The sequence below is a fragment of the Arthrobacter sp. OV608 genome (assembly GCA_900110595.1).
In the GTDB taxonomy this organism is placed as follows: domain Bacteria; phylum Actinomycetota; class Actinomycetes; order Actinomycetales; family Micrococcaceae; genus Arthrobacter.
On sequence record FOEZ01000004.1, the window covers coordinates 190,247 to 214,687 of the forward strand.

The window sequence follows — 24,441 nt, forward strand, 5'->3', positions numbered from 1 at the left end:
TGCCTCCAGATACTCCCGCCACCAGCATCGATGACGTTTTCTGATCATAACAGAACCCAAATGATCATCTAACGTCAATTTGAGGGATGGTTTCAGCGAGCCCGGGCTCCGGCCCGCCATACAGCGTACGTCAGCGGCATGCCGGGGCGGTACGCAAGGTGCGTCGCGGACGGCGCGTTCAGCAGGTGGAGGTCAGCACGGTGTCCGACGGCGATGGAACCCACCGCCCGTTCGCCATCGGCGTCGTTCCCCTTGTCCTTCCCGAGCGCAAGAGCCCCGCCGTAGGTTGCAGCCCGGACGGCTTCGTGGACACTCAGATGCATCTGCAGCACCGCGGTCGTCACACAAAAGGCCATGGAGCTCGTGTAGGACGTGCCCGGGTTGCAGTTCGAGGCGAGCGCCACCTGGACACCGGAGTCGAGGAGTTCCCGTGCCGGGGCAAGGGGCTGGCGGGTTGAGAGGTCGCAGGCAGGCAGGCATGTTGCCACCGTGCCGCGGGTACCGGTTCCGGTGGCGGCATCCCACCCCGCCCAGGTCCCGGCCAGGGCATCCACGTCCTTGTCGGCCAAGTAATTCACGTGGTCCACACTGGCGGCTTCGAACTCAACCGCGAGCTGGACACCGGGCCCCTCGCCGAGCTGGTTGCCGTGGACGCGCAGTCCCAGGCCGGCGTCACGGCAGGCCAGCAGGACCCGGCGGGACTGCTCGGCGTCGAACGCCCCCGTCTCACAGAACACGTCGGCCCACTGCGCATATGGACGCACGGCGGCGAGCATCGGTCCGCACACAAGATCCAGGTAGTCGTCCGGATCTTGCCCGGCGGGGACAAGGTGCGCGCCAAGGTATGTCACCTGGTCCGCAATCGTGGAGGCGATGCGCGCGCTCCGGGCTTCATGCTCAACGTCCAGGCCGTACCCGGTCTTGGTCTCAAGGTAGGTGGTTCCCTGCGAGACAGCTTCGGCCACACGGCCCAGCGCCAGCCGGGTGAGGTCGAAGTCGGACGTTGCCCTGGTGGCGTTCATGGTCACCCCGATGCCACCGGCGGAGTAGGACTCACCCGCCATCCGCGCCTCGAATTCGGCCGTCCGGTCGCCGGCGAACAGCAGGTGGGTGTGCGAGTCCACCCACCCGGGGAGCACGGCACGTCCGCCGGCGTCGACGGCGTCATCCGCAGCGGGAGCGTCGGCTGCGGCACCAACCCACGAAATGCGCTCGCCTTCAATCACCACAGCGGCATCTTTCAAGACCCGGTGGTCCAGGTCCTGGGTCATCAGCTCGGCGATATTGGTGATCAGGGTGCTCATAGGACCATTCTTCAGCGCCGGACGGACCAGCGGGTGGCCGCCAGCGCCTGCGCTGTCCGGGATGCCGGACCCGTCGCCGCTGTTTCCGTTGTACTCTGGCCCGCAAGGATCTGGGCGGCGGCCAGTTCCGCCATTGCCGCTGAAGTCTGGAAGCCGTAACCCCCTTGGCCGGCGAGCCAGTAGAATCCCGGCGCTTCTGCGTCGAAACCGGCCACCGGCACGCCGTCGGCCGCCTCCGTCCGCAGCCCCGTCCACGCCCTGCGGACCTCGGTGATGCCCAGGGTGGTCACCTGGTTCAGCCGGGCCACCAGGCGCTCCATGTCCCCGGGCCGGGGCTTGGCGTCTTCGGGCCCGCTGGGCACGGTCTCGGAGGGCGAAATCAGGACGTCCGCGCCGTCGCGGCGGAAGTAGAACGAGTTGTCCGCTGCCGCCACCATGGGGCTGCGTTCAGGCAGGGGGCGTTCGACGGCGGCAATCGCCGCAGTGCGCCGGTACGGCTGCAGCCCGAGCTTTTCCACCCCGCTGATGACGGCCAGTTCGTCCGCCCACGCGCCGGCAGCGTTCACCAGGACACCGGCTTCGAAGGCTTCCATGCCAGCGCCCACCTGCCAGCCGGAGCCCACGCGCTGGGCGGAGTGGACCCGGGCTCCGGTGATGATGTCCACGCCGGCGGCGAGCGCCCGTTGGCGGTGGTCCGCCAGCAGCAGGGGTGCGTTGCAGCCGAAGGAGCCGGTATCAAGTCCGGCGGCGCGGAATGTTCCCGGGATGAGCGCGGGGCAAAGCTCCAGCGCTTCGGCCGGGGTGATGGACCGCATGTGCCCGCTCGCTTCGGCCGCCACCGCGTCCTCCGTACCAATCAGCATAAAGCTGCGCGGCGAGAGCACCGGCTCGGGCAGTTCGGCATCGCGCGCTGCGATCAGTTCCAGGGTCCGGACTGTCAGTTCCTGGACCACTGCCGGGCCGTAGCTGGGGATGAGTTGGCGGGCGGAGCGGGAGGACGTGTGGTACGCCAACTCCTGCTCCGCCTCCACCAGCGCAACAGTGCAATTCCCTGCCAGGGCAGAGGCAAGGGACAACCCGGCGATGCCGCCGCCAACAATCAGGACGTCGTAGTGTGCTGCCATGCCTTCATCCTTGCAGAGTTATGCCGGGCTGTGACCGCCCGCAGGCTGCATCCTCAGGCCGCGTCCTTAGGCTGCGTCCTCAGCCTGCCACCTCGGCACGGCTGGCGACGAAGGCACCCACGCATGCCTCGACGTCGTCCGCTGAATGCGCGGCCGAAAGCTGCACGCGGATCCTTGCCGCCCCGCGCGGAACCACCGGGAAGCTGAAGGCGGTGACGAAGACGCCGTGCTTCAGCATCCGGTCCGCCACCTTCGCGGCCAGGACGGCGTCGCCGAACATCACCGGGACGATGGCGTGTTCGCCGGGCAGCAGGTCAAAGCCTTCCTCCGTCATGCGGCGCCGGAACAGTGCGGCATTCTCAAAGAGCTGGCGACGGAGATCCGCCGAGTTCTCCACCAGGTCCAGGGCTTTGATGGTGGCGGCCACGATGGCCGGGGCCAGCGAGTTGGAAAACAGGTAGGGGCGGGCCTTCTGCCGGAGCATGGCCACCACTTCACTGCGGCCGGAGACGTATCCGCCCGAGGCGCCGCCCAGTGCCTTACCGAATGTGCCGGTGTAGATGTCCACCCGGTGCGAAACGCCGGCGTGTTCGGGAGTGCCTGCCCCGGTTGCCCCCATGAAGCCGACCGCGTGCGAGTCGTCCACCATCACCAGGGCATCATGCTTCTCGGCGAGGTCGCAGATCGCTTCCAGTGGCGCCAGGTACCCGTCCATGGAGAAAACGCCGTCGGTGACGATGATCTTGCGGCGGGCATCTTTTGCTTCCACCAGCTTGGCCTCCAGGTCCGCCATGTCCTGGTTGGCGTACCGGTACCGCTGTGCTTTGCAGAGGCGGATGCCGTCGATGATGGAGGCATGGTTCAGGGCATCGGAGATGATGGCATCCTCCGGGCCGAAGAGGGATTCGAAGACCCCGCCGTTGGCGTCGAAGCAGCTGGAGAACAGGATGGTGTCCTCGGTTCCGAGGAACCTGGAGACGCGGGCTTCGAGTTCCAGGTGCAGGTCCTGGGTGCCGCAGATGAAGCGCACGCTGGCCATGCCGAAGCCGCGCTCGTCCATGGCTTCCTTGGCTGCATTGATGATGTCCGGGTGGTCAGCCAGCCCCAGGTAGTTGTTCGCACAGAAGTTCAATACATCCGCGCCCGGCTGGCCAAGCACGCCGGCGTTGATGTGGCTTGACTGCGGCGAGTTGATGCTGCGTTCGGTCTTGAAGAGCCCCGCGGTGCGGATCTCCTCCAGCTCGGCGCCCAGCTGGTCCTTGATCGAGGTATACATGGTGTTCCTTAGAGTCGGGTCCAGTCGAGGACAACTTTTCCGCCGGCGCCGCTGCGGGCCAGGTCAAAACCCTTTTCCCAGTCGGTGGCAGGGAGCGTATCAGTAACGACGGCGGAGATGCCGGCGTGCAGCACGGGGTTGGACGAGAGCATGGCGCTCATGGCGTACCAGGTCTCGTACATTTCGCGGCCGTAGATGCCCTTGAGCGTCAGCATGTGGGTCACCACCTTGCCCCAGTCAATCGTGATGTCCTGGCTGGGCAGCCCCAGCATCGCGATCCGGCCGCCGTGGTTCATATTGTCGATCATCTCCGGCAGGGCGGTGGGGTGGCCGGACATCTCCATGCCGATATCGAATCCTTCCCGCATGCCCAGCTCACGCTGGGCATCGCGGACCCTGGTGGTGGCGACGTTGATGGCGAGGTCTGCGCCCAGTCGGCGGGCCAGTTCGAGCCGGTGCGGGGACACGTCGGTGATGGCGATCTTGCGGGCACCGGCGTGGCGGGCGACGGCGATGGCCATCAAACCGATGGGCCCGGCTCCGGTGATGAGCACATCCTCGCCCACCAGCGGAAAGCTCAGGGCCGTGTGCACGGCGTTGCCGAAGGGGTCGAAGATGGCGCCGAGTTCAGGAGTCACGGAGGGATCGTGATGGACCCAGACGTTGGTTTCGGGGATCACCACGTATTCGGCAAACGCGCCGTCCCGCTGCACGCCCACACTGACCGTGTGGATGCACATCTGCCGACGGCCCGCCCGGCAGTTCCGGCAGATTCCGCAGACCACGTGGCCTTCGCCGGACACCCGGTCCCCCACCTTGACGTCGCGGACATCCTCACCCACCTCCACCACTTCACCGTAGAACTCGTGACCGGGGATGAGGGGAGCTTCGATGATCCCCTGCGCCCAGGAGTCCCAGGACTGGATGTGGAGGTCGGTACCGCAGATGCCGGTAGTCATCACGCGGATCTTCACGTCGGCGGGGCCTGCCACCGGTTCGGGGCGGTCCACGAACTCGAAACCGGCCTGTGGGCCGGCCTTGTACAAAGCCTTCATCGGCTTCCTTACTCTTTGTCTGCGTCACGTTCTCTGCGTCGTCGGCGGGTGCTGACCTCCTCATTACAGCGAGGAAGAAGCTTTAGCACAACCGCTAATTTCTCAATCAACGATGTAGCAAAAGCTAACGCATAGACTGAAAGCATGGAGATACACCAGCTCGAAATCCTGCGCGAACTCGGCGCCCTGGGAAGCGTCAAGGCGGTAGCAGACACACTGATGGTCACTCCCTCGGCGGTATCCCAGCAACTGGCGCTGCTGCAGCGCACTGTGGACGTCCCGCTGACGCGCAAAGAGGGCCGTAACCTGGTGCTCACCGAGGCAGGCCAGGTGCTGGCGGACGCCGGTGCCGCCGTCGTCAGTGCCATGGCGGACGCCCGCGGTGCCATCGGGAATTATCACGGCGAGGCGGCCGGCAGGGTCACCCTGTCCGGTTTCCACAGTGTGGGGCAGGCCGTCTTTGCACCGCTGGCGAGGATCCTCGATGCCCCGGGCCAGCCGCGGATCGAACTGTCCGACGAGGACGTGGCGCAGCAGGATTTCCCCGCCCTGACGGCGCGCTACGACCTGGTCCTGGCGCACCGGATGGACCACAGCCCCCGCTGGCCTGCGGAACGGGTCACGGTGATACCGCTCGCGCACGAGCCGCTGGATGTTGCCCTGCCGGCTGGCCATCCTTTGGCAGGGAAGCCTGCCGTCACGGCGGACGACGTCGGCGGCGAAGCCTGGGTGACCAGCCACGCCGGCTACTCCCCCGCCGATGTCCTGTCCGCCGTCGCGGCCGTCTCCAGCAGCGAGCTGAACATTGTCCACCGGATCAACGACTACTCCACCGTGGCCGCGCTGGTGGCTGCCGGCGGGGTGGTGGGGCTGCTGCCGCGGTACACGGCGGGCCCGGTACTCAACCCGGACATTGTGCTGCGCCCACTTGAGGGCATCAGCACGCGGCGCCGGATCGACCTGCTCGCCCGGCCGGAAAACCTGAAGCGCCGGTCGGTCATGATCGTCTCGGAAGCGCTGCAGGGCATCATGGCCGGGCTGGTGGAACAGGGCTGACCCAACTGGGTAGCACTAAGTGTCGTTGTGAGCGTCCAAAACGACACTTAGTGCTACCTACTTTGAGTGGCCCTTGGCGTGGCCGTGCCCGCGGCCCATCCCGAACCCGGGTCCGTCGCCGGCACCCTCCGCGATCCGCTCCGCCGTGGCCTGGTCGCCGTCCTTGACTCCGGAAATCCGGACGGTGTCCCCGGTGGCGATGTCCGCAATGGTTCCCTCGGTCCGCTTAAGCCGCTTGCCGCCGTCGTCCGTTCCCTGGGAGTTGTCCGGCTCAGCGGCCGGAGCCTTGGTGACCTTTGTGTCGGCGTTGACCGTGTACTCCTGGGAGTAGCCGTCCTCGCTCTTGACGGTAATCGAGGTGTCGCTGACGGCCTCCACCGTGCCGCGCTGTTCAAGGATGGTCTGGAAAGTTCCGTCTGCCTTCTTGACCACGCCTTCGCTGTGGAGATGCTGCGGGCGCTGCGGTTTGTCCGGCTTTTTTTGCCCCGGAGCATCATCGGACTTGCCCCGCTCGGACTGTGACTGCGAGGGCGACGGCGGCGCGGGGTCACTCGCTGCCCACACAAAGGCCGCCCCCGTCCCGGTCAGACCCAGCGCCACGACCCCCGCGAGCACGGCTTTGCGGTATTTGAACGGTCCCCGGACAGACATTGAACATACCTCCCATAACGGCGGCAGGGCCGGCCTCCCTGGAACCGGCGCCCTGGAGCTTCAGTGTAGGACCGCCGCATGCCGCTGCACACGAGTAGTCAGCGGCCGACGGTGACCTGAGTACTACTTAAAACAAAACTGGGTAGCGCCAAGTGTCGTTATGAACACTCAAAACGACACTTGGCGCTACCCAGTTGGGGTTGGCGGGCTAGACGGTCACGCCCAGCTTCTCCAGGATCAGCTCGCGGACCCGGGCGGCATCAGCCTGGCCGCGGGTGGCCTTCATCACCCCGCCCACGATGGCACCGATGGCCTGCACCTTGCCGCCGCGGATCTTGTCCGCGACGTCGGGCTGCGCGGCCAGGGCGGCGTCGATGGCTTCGAGTAGGGGCCCGTCATCGGAGACCACGGCCAGGCCGCGCTTCTCCACGATGTCCGCGGGGGTGCCTTCGCCGGCGAGCACGCCGTCCAGCACCTCAGAGGCCATCTTGTTGTTAATTTTGCCTTCCTCCACCATGCGGGCGAGCTCCACGATGGTGGCGGGCTGGACACCGAGTTGGCCGGGGTCCACGTCGGCGTTCTTGGCGCGGCCCACGATCTCGCCCATCCACCACTTGCGGGCGACGGAGGCGGAAGCACCGGCGGCGATGGTTTCCTCGATCTCGTCCATCACGCCGGCGTTCACTACATCGCGGAATTCCAGGTCGGAGTAGCCCCAGTCCGCCTGGAGACGCTTGCGGCGGGCGGCCGGCGGCTCGGGCAGCGTGGCCCGCAGCTCCTCCACCCATTCGCGGGACGGAACCACGGGAACCAGGTCCGGTTCCGGGAAGTAGCGGTAGTCGTCGGCGTCGGACTTGGCCCGGCCGGACGTGGTGGTGCGGGTGTCCTCGTGCCAGTGGCGGGTCTCCTGGATGACGGGCTCGCCGGAGTCCAGCACGGCGGCGTGCCGCTGGATCTCGTAACGGACAGCGTGTTCGACGGCGCGCAGTGAGTTCACGTTTTTGGTCTCGGACCGGATGCCGAACCGTTCGCGGCCATGCGGGCGGAGCGAGACGTTGGCGTCGCAGCGGACGTTCCCGCGCTCCATCTTCGCGTCGGACACACCGAGGTTCTTTACGATCTCGCGCACCGCGGCCACATACGCCTTGGCCAGCTCAGGCGCGCGGGAGCCGGCACCCTCGATGGGCTTGGTGACGATTTCCACCAAGGGCACGCCGGCGCGGTTGTAGTCCACCAGCGAGAAGTCTGCTCCCTGGATACGTCCGGTGGCGCCGCCCATGTGGGTCAGCTTGCCGGCGTCCTCCTCCATGTGGGCGCGCTCGATCTCCACCCGGAACACCGTGCCGTCAGAGAGTTCGATGTCCAGGTATCCGTCGTACGCGATGGGTTCGTCGTACTGGGAGGTCTGGAAGTTCTTGGGGGTGTCCGGGTAGAAGTAGTTCTTCCGGGCGAAGCGGCAGGATTCGGCGATCTTGCAGTTCAGGGCCAGGCCGATCTTGATCGAGGACTCGATCGCGGCCTTGTTCACCACGGGCAGGACGCCGGGCATGCCGAGGTCCACTTCGTTGACGTTGGTGTTGGGCTCGTCGCCGAAAACGTTCGGGGCGGAGGAGAACATCTTGGTCTTGGTGTTGAGCTCCACGTGGACCTCGAACCCCAGGACGGGATCATACTTCTCCATAGCCTCTTCGAAGCTCAGGATTGCGTCGGTGTTCATTATTTTGCCTCCTGGGCTTCGAGGGTTTCGACAGGCTCAACCACCGACGAGGCGGATCCGGCCACGCCAGCAATCAGGTCCGGTGCCTGGGCCAGCAGCGGGCCGCCCCACTTCGCTTCAAGCAGTGCTTCCAGCACGGCGCCAACCCGGTACAGGCGGGCGTCCTCGCGGGCCGGGGCCAGCAGCTGGATGCCCACGGGGAGGCCGTCCTCGTCCGCAAGGCCGCCCGGCAGGGACAGGCCCGGAACGCCGGCGAGGTTTGCGGGGATGGTGGCGACGTCGTTCAGGTACATGGCCAGCGGATCGTCCAGCTTCTCGCCGAGGCGGAAAGCGGTGGTGGGGGCCGTGGGCGAAATCAGGACGTCCGCCACGGTGAAGGCCGCCTCGAAGTCACGCTGGACCAGGGTGCGGACCTTCTGTGCGGAGCCGTAGTAGGCGTCGTAGTAGCCGGCGGACAGGGCGTAGGTGCCCAGGATGATGCGGCGCTTGACCTCGTCGCCGAAGCCGGCGGCGCGGGTGGCACCCATGACACGTTCGATGGTCATGGGCCCGTCCTCGGGCAGGACGCGCAGGCCGTAGCGGACGCCGTCGAACTTGGCGAGGTTGGAGGACGCCTCGGAGGGCATGATCAGGTAGTAGGCGCCCAGGGCGTACTGGAAGTTGGGGCAGGAAACCTCAACGATCTGCGCGCCTGCCTCCTTGAGGAGCTCCAGGGCATCGTTGAAGCGGTTTTCTACGCCGGCCTGGTAGCCCTCGCCATGGAGTTCCTTGATGATGCCGATCCGCAGGCCCTCAACGTTGCCGGTCTTCGCTGCGGCGACGAGGTCCGCCAGCGGGTCCGGCAGCGAAGTGGAGTCGTGGGGATCGTGCCCGCCGATGACCTGGTGCAGGAGTGCCGAGTCCAGGACGGTCCGCGAAACGGGGCCGATCTGGTCCAGCGAGGAGGCCATCGCGATGGCGCCGTAGCGGGACACGCTGCCGTACGTGGGCTTCACGCCCACGGTGCCGGTGACGGCGCCGGGCTGGCGGATGGACCCGCCGGTGTCCGTACCGAGTGCCAGGGGTGCTTCGAAGGCAGCAACCGCCGCAGCAGAGCCACCGCCGGAGCCGCCCGGAATCCGGTCCAGGTCCCACGGGTTGCGCGTGGGGCCGTAGGCCGAGTGCTCCGTGGAGGAGCCCATGGCGAACTCGTCCAGGTTGGTTTTGCCCAGGATGGGCATCTTCGCGGCGCGCAGGCGCTCCACCACGGTGGCATCGTAGGGGCTGTGCCAGCCCTCGAGGATCTTCGACCCCGCGGTGGTCGGTTGGCCCACCGTGACGATGAGGTCCTTAACGGCGACAGGCACACCGGCCAGCACATGCAGTGCTTCGGCTTCCGCTCCGCCGGCGGCGCGGGTGGCGTCCACCTCGGCGGCGACGGCGAGCGCCTCTTCGGCGTTGACGTGCAGGAAGGCATTGACGCCGCGTTCTCCGCCGTCAACCGCGGCGATCCGGTCCAGGTATGCCTGGGTGACCTCCACCGAGGTAACCTCGCCGGCAGCCAGCTTTTCAGCCAGGTCAGCGGCTGAGAGGCGGATGAGTTCGTTGTTGTCAGTCATGGTTTATGCCTCATCCAGGATTGCCGGAACCTTGAAGCGGAACTCGAGCGAGTCCGGTGCACCGGAAAGTGCCTGTTCCGCTGTGAAGGTGTGCCCCACAACGTCCTCGCGGAAGACATTGCTGAGCGGGATGGGGTGGGATGTGGCCGGTACGTCGTCACCGGCGGCTTCACTGACGGATTTGACCGAATCAACGATGACGGCGAGTTCTCCGGCCATCCTGTCCAGCTCTTGAGCACTCATCTCAATGTGAGCGAGCCGCGCGAGATGCGCAACATCGTCACGGTTGATCGCAGCCATGGATCTCCCCTGCAAAGTTCGAATTGATTTCCGATCCATTCTAGTGGGGAAACGAAGATGCCCGTCTGACGACCCCCAGCGGGCGTCAGACGGGCACCTTCATGCCGGGGTACTGCCCACAAGGGGCAACACGCGGCAGGTACAGACTAGCCGATACCAATGGCTCCAGTCAGCACTCCAATTCCCAGCATGACCAGCGAAACAACTGCCGCGCGCCACAGGACTTTCTTGTGGTGGTCGCCCAGGTCAACCTTGGCCAGCGATACCAGGAGCAGGATGGCGGGAACCAGCGGGCTCTGCATGTGGAACGGCTGGCCCGTGATGGAAGCGCGGGCCATCTCGGCGCCGCTGATGCCGTAGTGCGCAGCAGTCTCGCTCAGGACGGGAAGCACACCGAAGTAGAAGGCGTCGTTGCTCATGAAGAACGTCATGGGGATGCTCAGAAGGCCGGTGATAACGGCCATGAACGGGCCCATGCAGGACGGGATGATCTGGACCAGCCAGGCGGACATCGCTTCCACCATGCCCGTGCCCTTGAGGACACCGGTGAGGACAGCGGCGGCCATGACCATGCTGACCACGGCAACGATGGACGGTGCGTGTGCAATCAGCTGGGCGCCCTGGTCCTTGACCTTGGGGAAGTTGACCAGCAGGGCGATGGCCGAACCGACCATAAAGACGTACGGCAGGGGCACGAGGTCCGCGATGAGCATGCCCATCACGGCCACCGTGAGGGCCAGGTTGAACCACTGCAGCTTGGGGCGCAGGGTGGTGCGGTTCGGATCCAGGGCAGTGCCTGCCATGGCGGTGTTGTCTTCGTCCACGAGTGTTTCGGTGCGTTCCAGGACTGCAACGGAGGAGCCGGCGGAACCGTCGACGGCGGGAACTGCTCCGCCGGGGTTGTTCCCCTTGCGTCCTGCGCCGCCGCTGAAGGTGCCAGTGCCGGGGGCGGGCGTGCCGCCGTCGAACGCTTCAGCGGTGTCAGGCACTCCCCAGATTTCGGGCTGGGTGGCGCGGAGACGGTTGCGTTCCTGGAGGCCCAGGACCCAGGCGAAGACCAGGACAACGGCCAGGCCGGCGGCCAGGGACGGGATCATGGGGACGAAGACCTCATTGACGTCGATCTTCAGGGCGCTGGCGGCACGGGCGGTGGGGCCGCCCCAAGGCACGATGTTCATGGTGCCGTTGGCCAGGCCCGCAACGCAGGTAAGGACCACGGGGCTCATCTTCAGCCGCAGGTAGATCGGCAGCATGGCGGCGGTGGTGAGGATAAAGGTGGTTGATCCGTCGCCGTCCAGGGATACCGCAGCTGCCAGCAGGGCGGTGCCCAGGACCACCTTGGCGGGGTCGTTGCCCAGCTTGCGCAGGATGAAACGGACCAGCGGATCAAACAGCCCGACGTCGATCATCAGGCCGAAGTAGATGATGGCGAACATCAGCAGGGCTGCTGTGGAAGTCATGGACTTCATCGAGTCCATCACCATGTCGCCAATGCCCAGGCCGGCGCCGGCGAAAAGGCCAAAAACTGTGGGGACGATGATCAACGCCAGCACTGGCGTCAACTTCTTCGTCATGATCAGCACCATGAATACCGCGATCATGGCGAATCCAAGTAATACCAGCACGGCTGGGCTCCTTCTTTGTGAACAGCGGCACAGCGGTGTGACGCGTGCTACAGACTTTAGGGTGGCCGCCGTCACGGCAGTGCCTTTGGCTCAATTGATTGGCATACTGCTTATTGCGAGCATTTAGCTCATTGTGCTCACGGGCTTTGCGGGCCCGAATCACCCACCCCGATCGAGGAGGATCATGCCGCGTTCCAGTCCCCGCGCGCCGCTGCGGTTCTCCACGCAGACGCTGCTGCTGCAGCTGGCGGTGGTGCTTTTGGTGGTTCTGCTCAGCGCCGCGGTCCATGCCTGGCTGACCTATGACCGGGTGGGCCGCGAAGCGGAGAACCAGGCACTGACGCTGGCCCGGACCGTAGCCTCGGATCCGTCCGTCCGGGCCGACGTACTGGCCATCAGTGAACAGCCCGGCACTCCCCCGCCCTCCGAACTCGCCGCCGGACCGCTGATGGCATCCGCCGAAGCGGTACGCACCCGGACCGGTGCACTGTTTGTGGTGATCACCGACGAAACAGGTCTACGGCTTGCCCATCCGGATCCGCAGCGGCTCGGCGAAAGGGTGAGCACCGATCCGTCCGAGGCACTTTCCGGCCAGGAAGTGACCACCCGGAACACCGGAACACTTGGCCCGTCCGCCGGCGCGAAGGTTCCCGTCTACGCCCCCGGCAGCAGCACCGTAGTGGGCGAGGTCAGCGTGGGGTATTCCATGGAAACCGTGGGCCAGAGCGTGGAACGGGACATCGGCCCGGTTGCGCTGACTGCTACCGGCGCCCTGCTCGCCGGCGTCCTGGGATCCTTCCTGCTGCGCCGCCGCCTGCAGCGCCTCACCCTGGGCCTGGAGCCGGAAGAGATCAGCACCCTGGTCCATGACCAGGTGGCGGTCCTCCAGGGTGTGGACGACGGCGTAATCGGTGTTTCCGCCGACGGCAGGATCACCGTTTTCAACGCCGCCGCCCAGCGCCTGCTGGGGCTCGGCGGCCTCGCCGGAACCCCTTGGGCGGACGCCCCCGTACCGGACCTGCTGAAGTCCCTGACCCGGCCTGGCTCCGGCGATACTTCCGCCGTTGAACTCGTGGCGGGCGGCCGGGTGCTGGTGGCCAACGCACGCAAAGCCCTGCACCGGCGGGAGGACCTGGGCTGGGTGGTGATGCTCCGCGACCGCACGGAGCTGCAGCAGCTCACCCGGCAACTGGACGCCGTGGGCACCATGTCCACCGCATTGCGGGCGCAGCGGCACGAGTTCGCCAACCAGCTGCACACCATCGCGGGGTTCATGAGCATTGGCCAGCACCAGCAGGCCCGCGAGTACCTTGCCCGGTTGGCCGCCACCGGGCCGCTGAAATTCCCAGTGGACCAGGCCGAACTGCTCCAGGACCCGTACCTGCAGGCCTTCGTCGGAGCCAAAGGCGTGGAGGCCGACGAGCGCGGGGTGGCCCTGCGGATCGGGCCCGAGACCCTGGTCCGCGGGCAGGTCACCGACGCCCAGGACGTGACCACAGTGCTGGGCAACCTGATCGACAATGCCGTGAATGCCGCCGTGGCCGGCTCTGCGGAGGACCGCTGGGTGGAGCTGGAGGTGCTGGATGAGCCGGGCGACGACGGCGGTACCCTCCACGTGGTGGTCGCCGACTCGGGCGACGGGCTGGCGGAGGAAACGGACGCCGAAGCGGTCTTCGCCGAAGGTTTCACCACCGCTTCCGGCCCTGTACGTGCCGGCGGGGGCCAGGGCTTCGGGCTTGCCCTCGCCCGCCAGCTGGCCCGGCGCCGCGGCGGGGACGTGAAGTTGCTCGAACGCGGACGGCGGGGCGGCCCCGGAGCAGTCTTTATGGCAACCCTCCCCGGCACCACCGCGGGGACTACAGCGGGGACCAAGGATTCCCGGCTCAATGATGCGGCGTCCCGGGATGCCGCAGGAAAGGACCACCATGGCTGATGATTTTCGGGTGCTGATCGTGGATGACGACTTCCACGTGGCCAAGCTGCACGCCGCCTATGTGGATTCGGTGGCGGGGTTCCTGGCGCTGGCGCCGGTGGGAACGGCGTCGCTGGCGTTGCAGGCTATACACAGCCTGCGGCCGGACCTGGTGCTGCTGGACGTTTACCTGCCCGACGCCTCCGGGCTGGACCTGCTGCAGCAGCTGGATGTGGACACCGTGATCCTCAGCGCCGCTTCGGACGCAGCCTCCATCCGCGTGGCCTTCCGCCGAGGTGCCCTGGGCTACCTGCTGAAGCCGTTTACCTCGGAGTCCCTGTCCCAGCAGCTGCGGTCCTATGCGCGGTACCGGCGCTTGCTGTCCCAGCCGGGAGCGCTGGACCAGGATGCGGTGGAGCGGGCCAAGCGCTCGCTCATCCCCGGTGACGTTTCGCCGTCGTCAAGGCCCAGATCCGCCACGGAGGCGGCGGTGCTTGAGTCCCTGGTTCCCGGTGAGCAGTACTCCGCGGCGGAGGTGGCAGGCCGGGTGGGTGTTTCCCGGGCGACGGCCCAGCGGTACCTGTCCTCGCTGGCCGACGACGGCGCCGTGGACATCCAGCTGCGCTACGGGACCACCGGCAGGCCGGAGCACCGCTACGGCCTGCCGGCGGGCTAAATTAGTTCGCGCTCTTCTGGGCTACGAGTTCGATTTCGACGAGCATTTCGGGGTCCAGGAAGGGCAGGACGTGGACCAGGGACAGGGTGGGCCGGATGTCGCCAAACACTTCACCGTGCGCGCGGCCGGCTTCTTCCCACTTGCTGATGTCCGTCAGGTACAGCTTGGACTGCACCACGTCCTCGAAGCTGAAGCCGGCATCCGCGAGGACCTTGCCGAGCTTCTGCAGGATGAACTGGGTCTGCGTGTAGAAATCGTTCCCCACGATGCCGTCCTCGCCGCTGGCTGCGGTGGCGGAAATGTACAGGGTGTTGTCCACCTGGACGGCGCGAGAGTAGCCGAGGGTCTGTTCCCAGACGGAGCCGGTGCCGAAGGTTTTGCGCATGGTGGGCCTTTCAAAGCTGGAATGAGTCGGCACCACTTTAGGGCGGCTACAGGTCCAGCCGGTAAACCAGCAGTTTTATGTCAGTTCCGGGGACGAACCAGTCACGGTCCGGCACCCGGGCGAAGCCGGTCTTGTTGTACAGGCCGCGGGCACTTTCCCAGGTGCTTCCGGTGGTCAGCGAGACGGCGTTGATGCCGTCCAGCGCCTTGGCGTGGTCCACGATGGCAGCCATCATGGCCTTTCCCGCGCCGCTGCGCTGCACAGCCGGATCCACCACGAGCATGCGGAACTCCAACTCGTCGTGCAGGGCGATGTCCGCGTACGGCTCGCCCGCCAACGCCACGGTCACCGACCCCACCACGTCTCCGCCCCGCTCAGCCACCCAGACCGTGGCCTGGCCGGCGCGCTCTGCGACGTCCTGGACCTTGCGCATATACGGGTGCCCGGCGTCGTCAAAGTACCCGGCAGCCAGGTAGGAATCCCTGGTGATGCGGGCAACGGCGTCGAAATCGGATTCGACGGCAGGACGGACGGTTATCTGCGAAGGCACCCATCAATGGTAGTGGTACTGACCAGTACCACCCTGCTAAACCCGGCTTTCCGTGACTGAACTATCATTCAGGGCGGACCGGCAGTCCTGGCGGGCACCGGCAGTCAGAGCGGAAATTTGCCGGACAGCTCCAGGCTGGCCGCGCAGGTCCAGGCGTCAAGCCGTTCCTCGTCCGTGGGCCCGCCATCCAGTGGGCTGGTCAGCCGGGGGCGGCGGACCCAGCACCCTGCTTCCTCCGCGATCAGTGCGCCGGCCGAGAAGTCATGCTCGTTCAGCCCCCGTTCGCCGAAGGCGTCATGCGTGCCGTCCGCCACCATGCACAGGTCCAGCGCGGCGGATCCCAGCCGGCGGACGTCGGCGAACCCCTCCAGCAGTCCGGCAAACTGGGCGGCCTGCTCGGAGCGGACCAGCGGATCATAGTTGAAGCCGGTGGCAAGGATCTGCCCCTTGCGCCCAGGTACGGGGCCTTCCAGCCGCGTCCGGGTTCCGGCTTCTTCGAGCCACGCACCCTGGCCGCGGGCAGCGTAGTAGATGCGGCCGAGTGCAGGGGCGTTGACGACGCCGGCCAGCCAGGCGCCGTCGGCATCCGCCACCGCAACGGAGGTGCCGTAGTAGACGATGTTGCGGATGAAGTTGGTGGTGCCATCCAGCGGATCGATGGACCAGCGGTAGCCGCTGGCCTCCGCCGGCCTGGTGGTCCCGTGTTCCTCACCGGTGATGCTGTCCCCCGGCCGCGCAGCCGCGATGACGTCGCGGACGGCGTTTTCAGCGGCGACGTCGAATGCGGTCACCCAATCGCCGGCATCGCCCTTGTTGCTGACCTGGAGCGCGTCACCGTTCCGGCCGGCAAGGACTTGGGCGCCCGCCGCCGCGGCTTCCCTGGCCACCTCCAACAGTTCGGCCGGCGATATCAGTGCTGCCCCGGCGCCGCTCATGAGGCTGCCTCCGCCTCTGCCGGTTCCGCCGCGGCACCAGTGCCATCCCCCAGCGCAGCGGGACCCCCGGCCAGCAGCTGCCGGAAGCCGTCCTCATCCAGCACGCGGACGCCCAGCTGTTCAGCCTTGTCCAGCTTGGTTCCGGCGTTTTCGCCGGCCACCACATAGCTGGTGTTTTTGGAGACGGAACCTGCGGCTTTGCCTCCGCGCAGCAGGATGGCCTCCTTCGCCTCGTCCCGGCTGAAGCTCGGCAGGGAGCCAGTCACCACCACGGTGAGACCCTCCAGGGTCCGCGGCATGGACTCATCCCGCTCGTCCTCCATGCGGACACCGGCTGCAGCCCAGCGGTCCACGATGTCAACGTGCCAGTCCTCGGCAAACCACTCCTTCAGGGCGGCTGCAATGGTAGGGCCCACACCGTCAACATGTGCCAGGTCTTCCTCCGAAGCAGCACGGATGGCGTCCATGCTGCCGAAGGCCTGCGCAAGCGCCCGCGATGCCCGGGGGCCGACGTGCCGGATGGACAGGGCCACCAGGACCCGCCACAGCGGCTGGGTCTTGGCCTTTTCCAGCTCCTTGAACAGCTTTTCGGTGGTGGCGGTGGGCTTGGACGGAGACTTCGCCGTGCCCTTGCTGTAGAAGTAGGGCACCAGTTCGAACTCCCCGGTGGGCACCCCCTTGCTGCGCTTCTCACGCCTGATGCGGACGTCAGCCAGAAGCTCCGGGGTGAGGCTGAACAGCGCAGCTTCGGTGGTGAGCGGCGGAACCTCGGGCTCGGCCGGCTGGGTGAGGGCGATGGCAGCTTCCCAGCCGAGGGCCTCAATGTCGAAGGCGCCACGGCCGGCAAGGTGGAACACCCGCTCCCGCAGCTGCGACGGGCAGGATTTTGAGTTGGGGCACCTGATGTCCACATCGCCTTCCTTGGCCGGAGCCAGGGGCGTGCCGCAGGAGGGGCACTCGGTGGGCATCACGAAGTCGCGGACCGGAGGATCCTGCTGATCGCGCAGGGCAAGGACCGGGCCCACGATTTCGGGGATGACGTCGCCGGCCTTGCGGAGCACCACGATATCGCCGATCTTCACGCCCTTGGCCTTGACCACGTCCTGGTTGTGGAGGGTGGCCATTTCCACGGTGGACCCGGCCACCTTGACCGGCTCCATCATGCCGAAGGGCGTGACGCGGCCGGTGCGGCCCACGTTCACCTGGATGTCCAGCAGCTTGGTGTGCACTTCCTCCGGCGGGTACTTGTAGGCGACGGCCCACCGCGGCACCCGAGTGGTGTAGCCGAGGGCCCGCTGGGTCGCGAAGTCATCCACCTTGACCACGATGCCGTCGATCTCATGGAGCAGTTTGTGGCGCTTGTCCCCATACCGCTTGATGAAGTCAAGGACCTCGTCAAGGCTCCCCAGCACTTCGGAGTACGGGCTCACCGGCAGGCCCCAGGCCTTCAGTGCGGCGTACGTTTCGGACTGGCTGCGCGCCTGGAGCCCTTCGCGGGCGCCGATGCCGTGGACAAACATCTTCAGGGGCCGTTTGGCTGTTTCGGCCGGGTCCTTCTGGCGCAATGAACCCGCTGCGGCGTTGCGCGGGTTGGCGAGGGGCGCTTTGCCTGCTTCGATCAGCGCTTCGTTGAACTCGGCGAAGGCCTGGGACGGAATAAACACCTCGCCCCGGATTTCCATCTCCGCCGGAAACCCTTCCCCGCTCAACTCCTGCGGGATCTCCTTGATGGTGAGGACGTTGTGGGTAATGTCCTCCCCCGTGGTGCCATCGCCGCGGGTAGCGGCGCGGACCAGTTTGCCATCCCGATACAGCAGGTTGACCGCGAGCCCGTCAATCTTCAATTCGGTCAGCCAGGCCGGTTGCTGCGATCCGTCACCGAGTTTCCCGATACTGGCCGACGCTTTGGTGAGCCAGGCCTCAAGTTCATCGAGGGAAAAAACATCCTCGAGGCTGTACATCCGCTGCAGGTGCTCCACGGCAGCGAAGGCGGCGGAGACTTCCCCTCCCACTTCCTGGGTGGGCGAGTCGTTGGACACCAGTTCCGGATGCAGCGCCTCGATTTCCTCCAGCCGCCGGAACAGGTCATCGAATTCGGCGTCGGAGACCAGGGGTTCGTCTTCCTGGTAGTACGCGAACCGGTATTTCCGGACCAGGTCCACGAGGTTCTCGTATTCCTCGCGGATTGAGTCGGTGGGGGTTTCTTCCGGTTCCACGGGTTCGGTGGTGCGGGTGGCGGTCTGTTCTGCGGGGCCTGGTCCTGTACTCACAGACCTATCTTGCCATCAAGGCACGTCAGCGGGGTTTCGAACCCATGACCCTTTACCTAGTGGGCCCGGAGGCGGGACCGGTTCCTGCCCCACCACAGGAAGGAGGAACCGGCGGCGCCCAGCAACAGGACGCCGGCGATGGTCGGCAGGACGGCAGGATCACCGGAACCGGGATCACGGCCAGGGGTGACAGCAGCCACCCGGCTGGCCCGCGCAGAACGGGTGACGGGCGTATTCCAGTCCTGGCCGCTGGATGCGCCGGTGGGCGGCGGAGAAACAGAAGATCCGGTGGCGGTGACGGCGGACGGGCTGGTGGATTCTTCCGGTTCCGCCGCCGGGGCAACAGGCACGGGAACAGTGTGGTCCGGAGGAGCCACCGACGGAGCCGGCTGCTCGGGAGCCGCCGTCACAGGATCCGCGGGCGGAGCCGGCGGGCTCTGCGGTTCCCTCGGTTTCCGGGTCCGGGTGGGCTCCGCGGGCTTGGGATCGCCGGCGGGCTCTGCCCCACAGAACACCAGGAAACACTGGTCCGGAGATGTTGTGGATGCGGGCGTGGGTTCCGTAGTTTGGGCGGAAGCCGGGCCGGCGGGAAAGAGGCCAAGGGTGATGGCCAGGACTGCTGCTGATGCCGTCGTCGAAGCAACGCGGAGAACCGGTGAGGACGGGGTCATTTGCTACCTTTCGATGCGCGCAGTCCCCCACCGCGGCTTTCTGGTGTCCCCGGTAGTCTTCTACACCGCGCAGCAGGGCCGCAAATCCACCGGATCCGCGGCCCTGCTGTTTTAGGCGTGTCAGTCCCTGTTTTCGGGCGGCAGCGCAACCTGGATTTTGCGCGCCTTTCCGCGCCCCACCACGTACCCGCGGCCGGGGATGAAGTCGGTGCCGGTCCGGCCCAGCGATGTGTTCAGCAGGCTGTCGCCTTCGATGTCGCCGGGGTTCAGCAGCAGGCCCCGCCGGCCGGATTTGAAGGGCTGGGCCAGGGACCAGGCCGAGGACCAGGTGGAGGTTTCGGATTCACCGATGACCCACTGGTCCGCCTTAATGGACGCTGTCACCAGCCGGCCCACGCCGGACTCTGCCATGGTGTCGGTGAATTCCGTCAGCCCCTCGATGAAGATGGCCAGAGCCCCCGGGTTACCCGAGGAGTGCTCCACCAGGTCTTCCACTACCTCGGCTACGTCGTCCGGTCCCACCACGGAGCGGTTCCAGATGGGCAGGGAGGCGACGGCGGACCGGCGGGCCCCGATGTAGATGAGCTCCGTGCCGGGGTTGGACCGTCGGAGGGCGTAGGCCAGGGTCACGAGCGCGACGGTCCGCCCGGCGCCCGGCGGGCCGGCGAGGAGGAGCGGTCCCCGTGCCATGACCTCAGCCGGGCGGAGCGTTTCGTTGTCGACGCCGATCACGGGCAGGTCCGGGCCGCCGGCGGGAAGGACGTCCAGATCCACCTGCTCCGGCAGCCTCTCGATGCCGGGGGCGGACTCCAGGCCCTGGCGCAGCATGGCTTCGCTGAGCTTATGCACTTCACGGGCCTGCAGGGCAAGGTTGGAGTTCCCGCCCAGCACGGCAAGCTGCACTTCGAGCCCGTCCAGCAGCCCCCGGCCGGGCGGGGAGCCGGCGCCGAGCACGTCCCGCGGAACATCCATGGACATGTAGTCGTCCTCAGAGGAGAGCCGGAGGACCAGGCGCCGCTGGATGGAAGCGAGCAATGAGGCCGGGACCGAGTTGGGCCTGTCCCCGGTGACCATCAGGTGGATGCCGAGGGTACGGCCGTCGGTGGCCAACTGCAGGAAAATGTCCCACAGACCGGACAGCCTGCTGTGTTCATACGCCTCGCGGAAGGCCGACATACCGTCCACCAGGACAAAGATCCGCTTCTCATGGGGCCGGTTGGCGAGCTTTCGGTACTCCACGATGGTGGAGGCACGTACCTCGGCGAAAGCAGCAGACCGCTGCTCAGCGATGTCCCGCAGCAGGCGCAGCAGGCGGCCCACCCGTTCCACGTCGTCGCCATTGATGATCCCGCCCACGTGCGGAAGCTCCTCCAGCATCCGCAGCCCGGAGGATCCGCAGTCGATTCCGTAGACGTGGACTGGCCCGCCGCGGGGTGTGACTGCAGCGGCGATCGCGATGCCGCGCAAAGCCGCAGATTTTCCTGATCCGCCCGTGCCGTAGATGGCCATGTTGCCGTCTTTGTCCGGCTGGTAGAACACGGTGGGCTGGGCCTGCCTGGCAGGATCGTCAGCCACCCCGAGGAGCAACTGTTCGTCCGTACGGGGATTGGGCAGCCTGGAGAAATCGTAGGTTTTGGCCAGTTCATCCAGCCACGGTTTGCGCGGGGGCTCGATCGCAAGCGAGCCGGCCGCGCGGACAATGGTGGCAGTCATCCGTGCGATGTCGTTGGGGCCTGCCGGCGCCTCGAGCATGGGCTTTTCCGGGGCGGGAGCCTCCCAGTTGGGGCCGGAGCCGAACGCCATCTCCACAATGTCGATCTGCGGCCGTTGGGGTTTGTCCGTGGTCCAGCCGCCGGCGTAGCCGGTCTGGAAGCCCTGGATCCGGCCGGGACCGGTCTTGGCCGCGCCCCGTCCCGGGATGGCGGGGTCGAAGTAGGCGGCGTTCGGGACGCCCAGGATGTCCGTGGCGTCGTCTTCGTCGGCCATCCGCAGCGCCACCCGAAGGTTTGTGTTGGCGCGCAGGCTGTCCTTGATCACCCCGGCCGGGCGCTGGGTTGCCAGGATGAGGTGCAGGCCCAGGGACCGGCCGCGCGCGGCAACGTCCACCACGCCGTCCACGAACTCGGGGACCTCGCTGGCGAGCGCGGCGAATTCGTCCACGATGATGATCAGGTAGGGTGGCGCTTCCGGATCGGCTTCGCGCTGGAGCGCCAGCAGGTCCTTGGCCTTTTTCCGGTTCAGCAGGTGCTCCCGGTAGTGCAGTTCGGCGCGCAGCGAGGTCAGCGCTCGCCTGACCAGGTGCGGCGAAAGGTCCGTTACCAGTCCCACCGTGTGCGGCAGGTTGATGCAGTCAGCGAAAGCGGCCCCGCCCTTGTAGTCCACAAACAGGAAACTGACCCGGTCCGGGCTGTACGCCGCCGCCATGCCCATCACCCAGGACTGCAGGAATTCGGACTTGCCGGCACCGGTGGTTCCGCCCACCAGGGCGTGCGGGCCCTCGTTCTTCAGGTCCAGGTACAGCGGTTCCACGCCTTTGGAGCCCACCAGTGCGCGGAGCGTGCCGTTGTCCTTGCGGTTTGCTACGGCGCTGCTGTGAACGGAGTTGTTTTCCGTCCAGCGTTCGGCGACGGCCTGGGGGTTGTCCAGGAAGTCCTTTCCGATCAGGGTGGCATAGGAGACGGCCCGCGGGAGGTCGGAATCATCGGTGACAGGTTTGCCGACGTCCACCACCGGGGTCAGCATCCTGGCCAGCTGCCCGGCAAGTTCGGCGTCAACGCTCTCGCAGCTGACGGGGTAGGTGTGGCGGCCCAGCCGGACCTGTCCGGTGGTGGTGCCGTGGTCGCCGTCCACCACCATGAAGTCGCGGCAGGCAGCGGGCAGGGCCTGCACATCGGTGGCCACCCACAACACGTGCACGCCGGCATCCGGGCCGCGTTCGGCGAGCCGGGTAAGACGCCCCCGGTCCACGGGGGCATCGTCCTCCACAACCACCAGCACGGCAGGCACCACCGGTGCCTCCACCTCGTCCTTGGCTGGATCCAGGGCGGGGCGAAGGGCGGGGCCGGAGCGTTTGGCGGCGGCTTCCCTGGCTTCCACCAGGTCTTCGAGGCGGGCCACCAGGGATGCGCCGCCTGCCGAACCGGCGGCCAGGTGGTCGCCGGACAGGGGGCTGTGGCCGGAGCCGACGTGCGGCAGCCACTGGAGCCAGTTCCACCGGTCCCTGGACTGGGCGGAGGTGATGGCTGTGAGGACCACCTCGGCCGGTGAGTGCAGCCCTGCGAGCTGGAGCACCATGCCGCGGGCAATATCGTCCACCAGCCCGCGGGCGCCGGCGATGCCCAGGGACCCGGCTGTCCGGAACTGGGATACCACCGGCACGCCTTCGATGTCCCGGAACTGCTTGATGCAGTCCTGGATTTCGCGGGCGTACTCCACCTCGGTGTCGTTGTTCGCCGGCTCCTCCAGGAGGACCCGCGACGGCACGGTGCCCAGGCCGAACCGCAGGCCCAGGAAGCCGCTGTGTTCCGGGCGGTGGGTCCACAGCAGCGGACCCAGTTTGTAGATGGCATTAACGGTGTCGCTGACGGAGGGTGCCTCCTGCAGCCGGACGGCACGCTCCACGTGCTGCAGTTCGGTGATGTCCTCGCGGAAGGCGGCCATGGAGGCGCGGAAATGCTTGAGCTGGTCCTTCTGCTGGCGCTTGGTCCTCATCTTCTGGTCCACGAAATGGCCCACCACGAACAGCGGCATCATCAGCATAAACACCGCCGAGAGCGGGTTGTTGCTGACCGAAAAAATCACCGCACCCATCAACAGCGGGATGAGCAGCATGATGAAGGGGAAAGGATGGTCTTCGGGGCGTTTGGGTCCGGCGGGCAGGACGCGCTTCGGTTCCTCAAAGCGGGGAACCACCCGGGGTGAACGGTTGAAGTCCACCAAAGGCGAGGTGGGCGCGGCGGCCTGGTTGTGTCCCAGCGGCACCACGGTGATGGTGGTGTCGCCCAGAGTGACGGTGTCCGAGGAGTTCAACGTGGCCCGGGTGACCGGCAGGCCATCCATCAGGAGCCCGTTGGCGGAGTTCGTATCAACGACTTCCACGCCTTCGCCCACCGTGATGCGGGCATGGCGTTTGGAGGTCAGCGGATCGGAGAGCCGGATGTCCACGTCCCGGTCCCGGCCGATGTAGCTGGTGCCGGATGGCAGCGAAAATTCGCGGCCGATGTCGGGCCCTGACAGCACGCGCAGTGTGGCGGCCGCGGGGCCGCGGGGGGCACCGGAGTCACCGAACTGCGCGCTGACCTGCGCCAGGGACACCACGGAGCCTGGCCGGAGGCCGGATTCGAGGAGGTTGTCCTCGCGGGCGAGGACGTTGCCGCGCATGCCGCCGCCCACAAAGGCCTCATCGATCTTCAGCGAAAGGTTGTCCGGGACGGGCGTGCCCTTGCGGGCAGGGTCGGCGGCCCAGAGGATTGCAGCAACGTCGGCCACCGTGGCGAGGCCGTCCACGGTGACGGCGAGGTCCTTGGCGTCGGCAGGGTCCCGGCGGAGTGTCAGCCGGATCCTCATCCTTCGTCCACACCCCTCATCTTTTCCAGCAGGTACAGGTCATCGGCCGTGACCAGGTGCGACGTGACTGCGTGCTCCACCAGCCGGGCCCGCCGGTTGGTGGCGAGTTTGCCGCCGCCGCCTCGAAGGCCAACAACGCCCACACGGTCCAGTTTGTCGCACACGTTGTCCAGTTTCCGGTTGAAGCGGGTCAGGGCCCAGCCCAGCGTTTTGGCGGCGGCAGCGGAGGACGGGATGGCACTGAAGCCGGTCCCTTCGCGCCGCAGCATCGGCTCGGCGAGCGCCACGATCAGTGCCTTCTGGGAATCCGTGAACACCACGGGGCCGATGGTGGTGTCCCCGTTGCTGTCCTCCTCCCGCGCCTGCTGCCGGAAGGATGGCGTCTTCAGGTGGACCGCGAATTCGTACGTGGTGGGTCCGGCGGTGAAAATGATGTTTGTGTGGCTGAACACCAGCGGGATCCGGGCGCCGGGCGAGAGCCAGGCCTGCATGCCGCCGGAGGCGTCGGCCACGGTGGCGGAAAGCATGCTGCCAACGTTGCTGAGCCACCAGATCCCGTCATAGCGGGCCACTTGCAGGAACTGCCGGTGCAGGTACGGGTTGTCGTCCACTTCAAGGTCGCCTTCGCGGCCGATGTTGAAGACATCCTCGTCCGAGGGTTCGTACCATTCACCACAGAAATCTATTGCTAGATCCCCCATTTTCTGTGCCTCCTCATTGGGCAAAGCGCTGTAAATCGTGCTGGTGTAAGTGTCTGGATCGGGGCGCCG

The 24,441-nt window shown here is 66.7% G+C and carries 19 protein-coding genes; 3 read left to right on the plus strand and 16 right to left on the minus strand.

What is annotated here, in order from left to right; genetic code table 11:
* Window positions 1-92: 92 nt before the first annotated feature.
* The 4 genes from hutI to tdh all read right to left on the minus strand — a co-directional run bounded on the left by hutI (window position 93) and on the right by tdh (window position 4,759).
* Window positions 93-1,304, minus strand: a complete 1,212-nt coding sequence (gene hutI / locus BMX78_RS07500; RefSeq protein WP_091418281.1) for an imidazolonepropionase — start codon at window positions 1,302-1,304, stop codon at window positions 93-95.
* 11 nt (window positions 1,305-1,315) lie between these two features.
* Window positions 1,316-2,428, minus strand: a complete 1,113-nt coding sequence (locus tag BMX78_RS07505) for an NAD(P)/FAD-dependent oxidoreductase (protein WP_091418283.1) — start codon at window positions 2,426-2,428, stop codon at window positions 1,316-1,318.
* A 79-nt stretch (window positions 2,429-2,507) separates the two neighbouring features.
* Window positions 2,508-3,704: a glycine C-acetyltransferase gene (locus BMX78_RS07510; protein ID WP_091418285.1), complete on the minus strand. Its 1,197-nt coding sequence runs from the start codon at window positions 3,702-3,704 to the stop codon at window positions 2,508-2,510.
* An 8-nt stretch (window positions 3,705-3,712) separates the two neighbouring features.
* Entirely contained in the window at window positions 3,713-4,759 is a 1,047-nt protein-coding gene (tdh, locus tag BMX78_RS07515; RefSeq protein WP_091418286.1) for an L-threonine 3-dehydrogenase, read from the minus strand.
* Window positions 4,760-4,903: 144 nt separating this feature from the next.
* On the opposite strand from tdh, the gene BMX78_RS07520 reads away from it, so the two are divergent.
* Entirely contained in the window at window positions 4,904-5,815 is a 912-nt protein-coding gene (locus tag BMX78_RS07520; RefSeq protein WP_091418288.1) for a LysR family transcriptional regulator, read from the plus strand.
* Between the two features lie 57 nt (window positions 5,816-5,872).
* On the opposite strand, the gene BMX78_RS07525 is transcribed toward BMX78_RS07520, so the two are convergent.
* The 5 genes from BMX78_RS07525 to BMX78_RS07545 form a co-directional block, all read right to left on the minus strand.
* Complete coding sequence (locus BMX78_RS07525) at window positions 5,873-6,466, minus strand: DUF5666 domain-containing protein (protein WP_091418290.1); 594 nt, start codon at window positions 6,464-6,466, stop codon at window positions 5,873-5,875.
* 208 nt (window positions 6,467-6,674) lie between these two features.
* On the minus strand, window positions 6,675-8,183 hold the full coding sequence (gene gatB, locus BMX78_RS07530) for an Asp-tRNA(Asn)/Glu-tRNA(Gln) amidotransferase subunit GatB (RefSeq protein WP_091418292.1): 1,509 nt from the start codon (window positions 8,181-8,183) through the stop codon (window positions 6,675-6,677).
* Window positions 8,183-9,781 (minus strand): Asp-tRNA(Asn)/Glu-tRNA(Gln) amidotransferase subunit GatA, encoded by a 1,599-nt coding sequence (gene gatA, locus BMX78_RS07535; RefSeq protein WP_091418294.1) that lies wholly within the window; start codon window positions 9,779-9,781, stop codon window positions 8,183-8,185. The genes gatB and gatA overlap by 1 nt, the downstream gene beginning before the upstream one ends.
* A 3-nt stretch (window positions 9,782-9,784) precedes the next feature.
* Window positions 9,785-10,081 (minus strand): Asp-tRNA(Asn)/Glu-tRNA(Gln) amidotransferase subunit GatC, encoded by a 297-nt coding sequence (gene gatC / locus BMX78_RS07540; protein WP_091418296.1) that lies wholly within the window; start codon window positions 10,079-10,081, stop codon window positions 9,785-9,787.
* 146 nt (window positions 10,082-10,227) lie between these two features.
* On the minus strand, window positions 10,228-11,706 hold the full coding sequence (locus BMX78_RS07545) for a CitMHS family transporter (protein ID WP_091418298.1): 1,479 nt from the start codon (window positions 11,704-11,706) through the stop codon (window positions 10,228-10,230).
* A gap of 184 nt (window positions 11,707-11,890) precedes the next feature.
* Here BMX78_RS07545 and BMX78_RS07550 point away from each other — a divergent pair, with 184 nt between their 5' ends.
* Window positions 11,891-13,639 (plus strand): sensor histidine kinase, encoded by a 1,749-nt coding sequence (locus BMX78_RS07550; RefSeq protein WP_170850730.1) that lies wholly within the window; start codon window positions 11,891-11,893, stop codon window positions 13,637-13,639.
* Complete coding sequence (locus BMX78_RS07555) at window positions 13,632-14,294, plus strand: response regulator (protein WP_091418523.1); 663 nt, start codon at window positions 13,632-13,634, stop codon at window positions 14,292-14,294. Before BMX78_RS07550 ends, BMX78_RS07555 begins: the two co-directional genes overlap by 8 nt.
* 1 nt (window position 14,295) lies before the next feature.
* On the opposite strand, the gene BMX78_RS07560 is transcribed toward BMX78_RS07555, so the two are convergent.
* The 7 genes from BMX78_RS07560 to BMX78_RS07590 form a co-directional block, all read right to left on the minus strand.
* On the minus strand, window positions 14,296-14,679 hold the full coding sequence (locus BMX78_RS07560; protein ID WP_091418300.1) for a RidA family protein: 384 nt from the start codon (window positions 14,677-14,679) through the stop codon (window positions 14,296-14,298).
* Window positions 14,680-14,725: 46 nt separating this feature from the next.
* Entirely contained in the window at window positions 14,726-15,229 is a 504-nt protein-coding gene (locus tag BMX78_RS07565) for a GNAT family N-acetyltransferase (protein ID WP_091418303.1), read from the minus strand.
* A 104-nt stretch (window positions 15,230-15,333) separates the two neighbouring features.
* A complete protein-coding gene (locus tag BMX78_RS07570; protein WP_502686278.1) occupies window positions 15,334-16,164 on the minus strand; it encodes an inositol monophosphatase family protein in 831 nt (276 codons plus the stop codon).
* Window positions 16,161-18,380, minus strand: coding sequence for an NAD-dependent DNA ligase LigA (ligA, locus tag BMX78_RS07575; protein ID WP_286138857.1), 2,220 nt, complete (start codon window positions 18,378-18,380; stop codon window positions 16,161-16,163). The genes BMX78_RS07570 and ligA overlap by 4 nt, the downstream gene beginning before the upstream one ends.
* Before the next feature lie 110 nt (window positions 18,381-18,490).
* Window positions 18,491-19,105 carry a hypothetical protein gene (locus tag BMX78_RS22725; RefSeq protein ID WP_139204895.1) on the minus strand — a complete coding sequence of 205 codons (615 nt, stop codon included), beginning with the start codon at window positions 19,103-19,105 and terminating at the stop codon, window positions 18,491-18,493.
* Between the two features lie 120 nt (window positions 19,106-19,225).
* Window positions 19,226-23,671, minus strand: coding sequence for a type VII secretion EssC family protein (locus tag BMX78_RS07585; RefSeq protein ID WP_091418308.1), 4,446 nt, complete (start codon window positions 23,669-23,671; stop codon window positions 19,226-19,228).
* Window positions 23,668-24,372 (minus strand): hypothetical protein, encoded by a 705-nt coding sequence (locus tag BMX78_RS07590; RefSeq protein ID WP_091418310.1) that lies wholly within the window; start codon window positions 24,370-24,372, stop codon window positions 23,668-23,670. Before BMX78_RS07590 ends, BMX78_RS07585 begins: the two co-directional genes overlap by 4 nt.
* Window positions 24,373-24,441: the final 69 nt, after the last annotated feature.

Bases quoted from the DNA above. Each gene is read 5' to 3' on its own strand.
- gatC (WP_091418296.1), bottom strand. From the start codon at position 10,081: ATGGCTGCGATCAACCGTGACGATGTTGCGCATCTCGCGCGGCTCGCT.
- tdh (WP_091418286.1), bottom strand. From the start codon at position 4,759: ATGAAGGCTTTGTACAAGGCCGGCCCACAGGCCGGTTTCGAGTTCGTG.
- BMX78_RS07505 (WP_091418283.1), bottom strand. From the start codon at position 2,428: ATGGCAGCACACTACGACGTCCTGATTGTTGGCGGCGGCATCGCCGGG.
- BMX78_RS07585 (WP_091418308.1), bottom strand. From the start codon at position 23,671: ATGAGGATCCGGCTGACACTCCGCCGGGACCCTGCCGACGCCAAGGAC.
- BMX78_RS07560 (WP_091418300.1), bottom strand. From the start codon at position 14,679: ATGCGCAAAACCTTCGGCACCGGCTCCGTCTGGGAACAGACCCTCGGC.
- BMX78_RS07520 (WP_091418288.1), top strand. From the start codon at position 4,904: ATGGAGATACACCAGCTCGAAATCCTGCGCGAACTCGGCGCCCTGGGA.
- BMX78_RS07570 (WP_502686278.1), bottom strand. From the start codon at position 16,164: ATGAGCGGCGCCGGGGCAGCACTGATATCGCCGGCCGAACTGTTGGAG.
- BMX78_RS07525 (WP_091418290.1), bottom strand. From the start codon at position 6,466: ATGTCTGTCCGGGGACCGTTCAAATACCGCAAAGCCGTGCTCGCGGGG.
- BMX78_RS07590 (WP_091418310.1), bottom strand. From the start codon at position 24,372: ATGGGGGATCTAGCAATAGATTTCTGTGGTGAATGGTACGAACCCTCG.
- BMX78_RS07510 (WP_091418285.1), bottom strand. From the start codon at position 3,704: ATGTATACCTCGATCAAGGACCAGCTGGGCGCCGAGCTGGAGGAGATC.
- BMX78_RS22725 (WP_139204895.1), bottom strand. From the start codon at position 19,105: ATGACCCCGTCCTCACCGGTTCTCCGCGTTGCTTCGACGACGGCATCA.
- BMX78_RS07555 (WP_091418523.1), top strand. From the start codon at position 13,632: ATGGCTGATGATTTTCGGGTGCTGATCGTGGATGACGACTTCCACGTG.
- BMX78_RS07550 (WP_170850730.1), top strand. From the start codon at position 11,891: ATGCCGCGTTCCAGTCCCCGCGCGCCGCTGCGGTTCTCCACGCAGACG.
- gatA (WP_091418294.1), bottom strand. From the start codon at position 9,781: ATGACTGACAACAACGAACTCATCCGCCTCTCAGCCGCTGACCTGGCT.
- gatB (WP_091418292.1), bottom strand. From the start codon at position 8,183: ATGAACACCGACGCAATCCTGAGCTTCGAAGAGGCTATGGAGAAGTAT.
- hutI (WP_091418281.1), bottom strand. From the start codon at position 1,304: ATGAGCACCCTGATCACCAATATCGCCGAGCTGATGACCCAGGACCTG.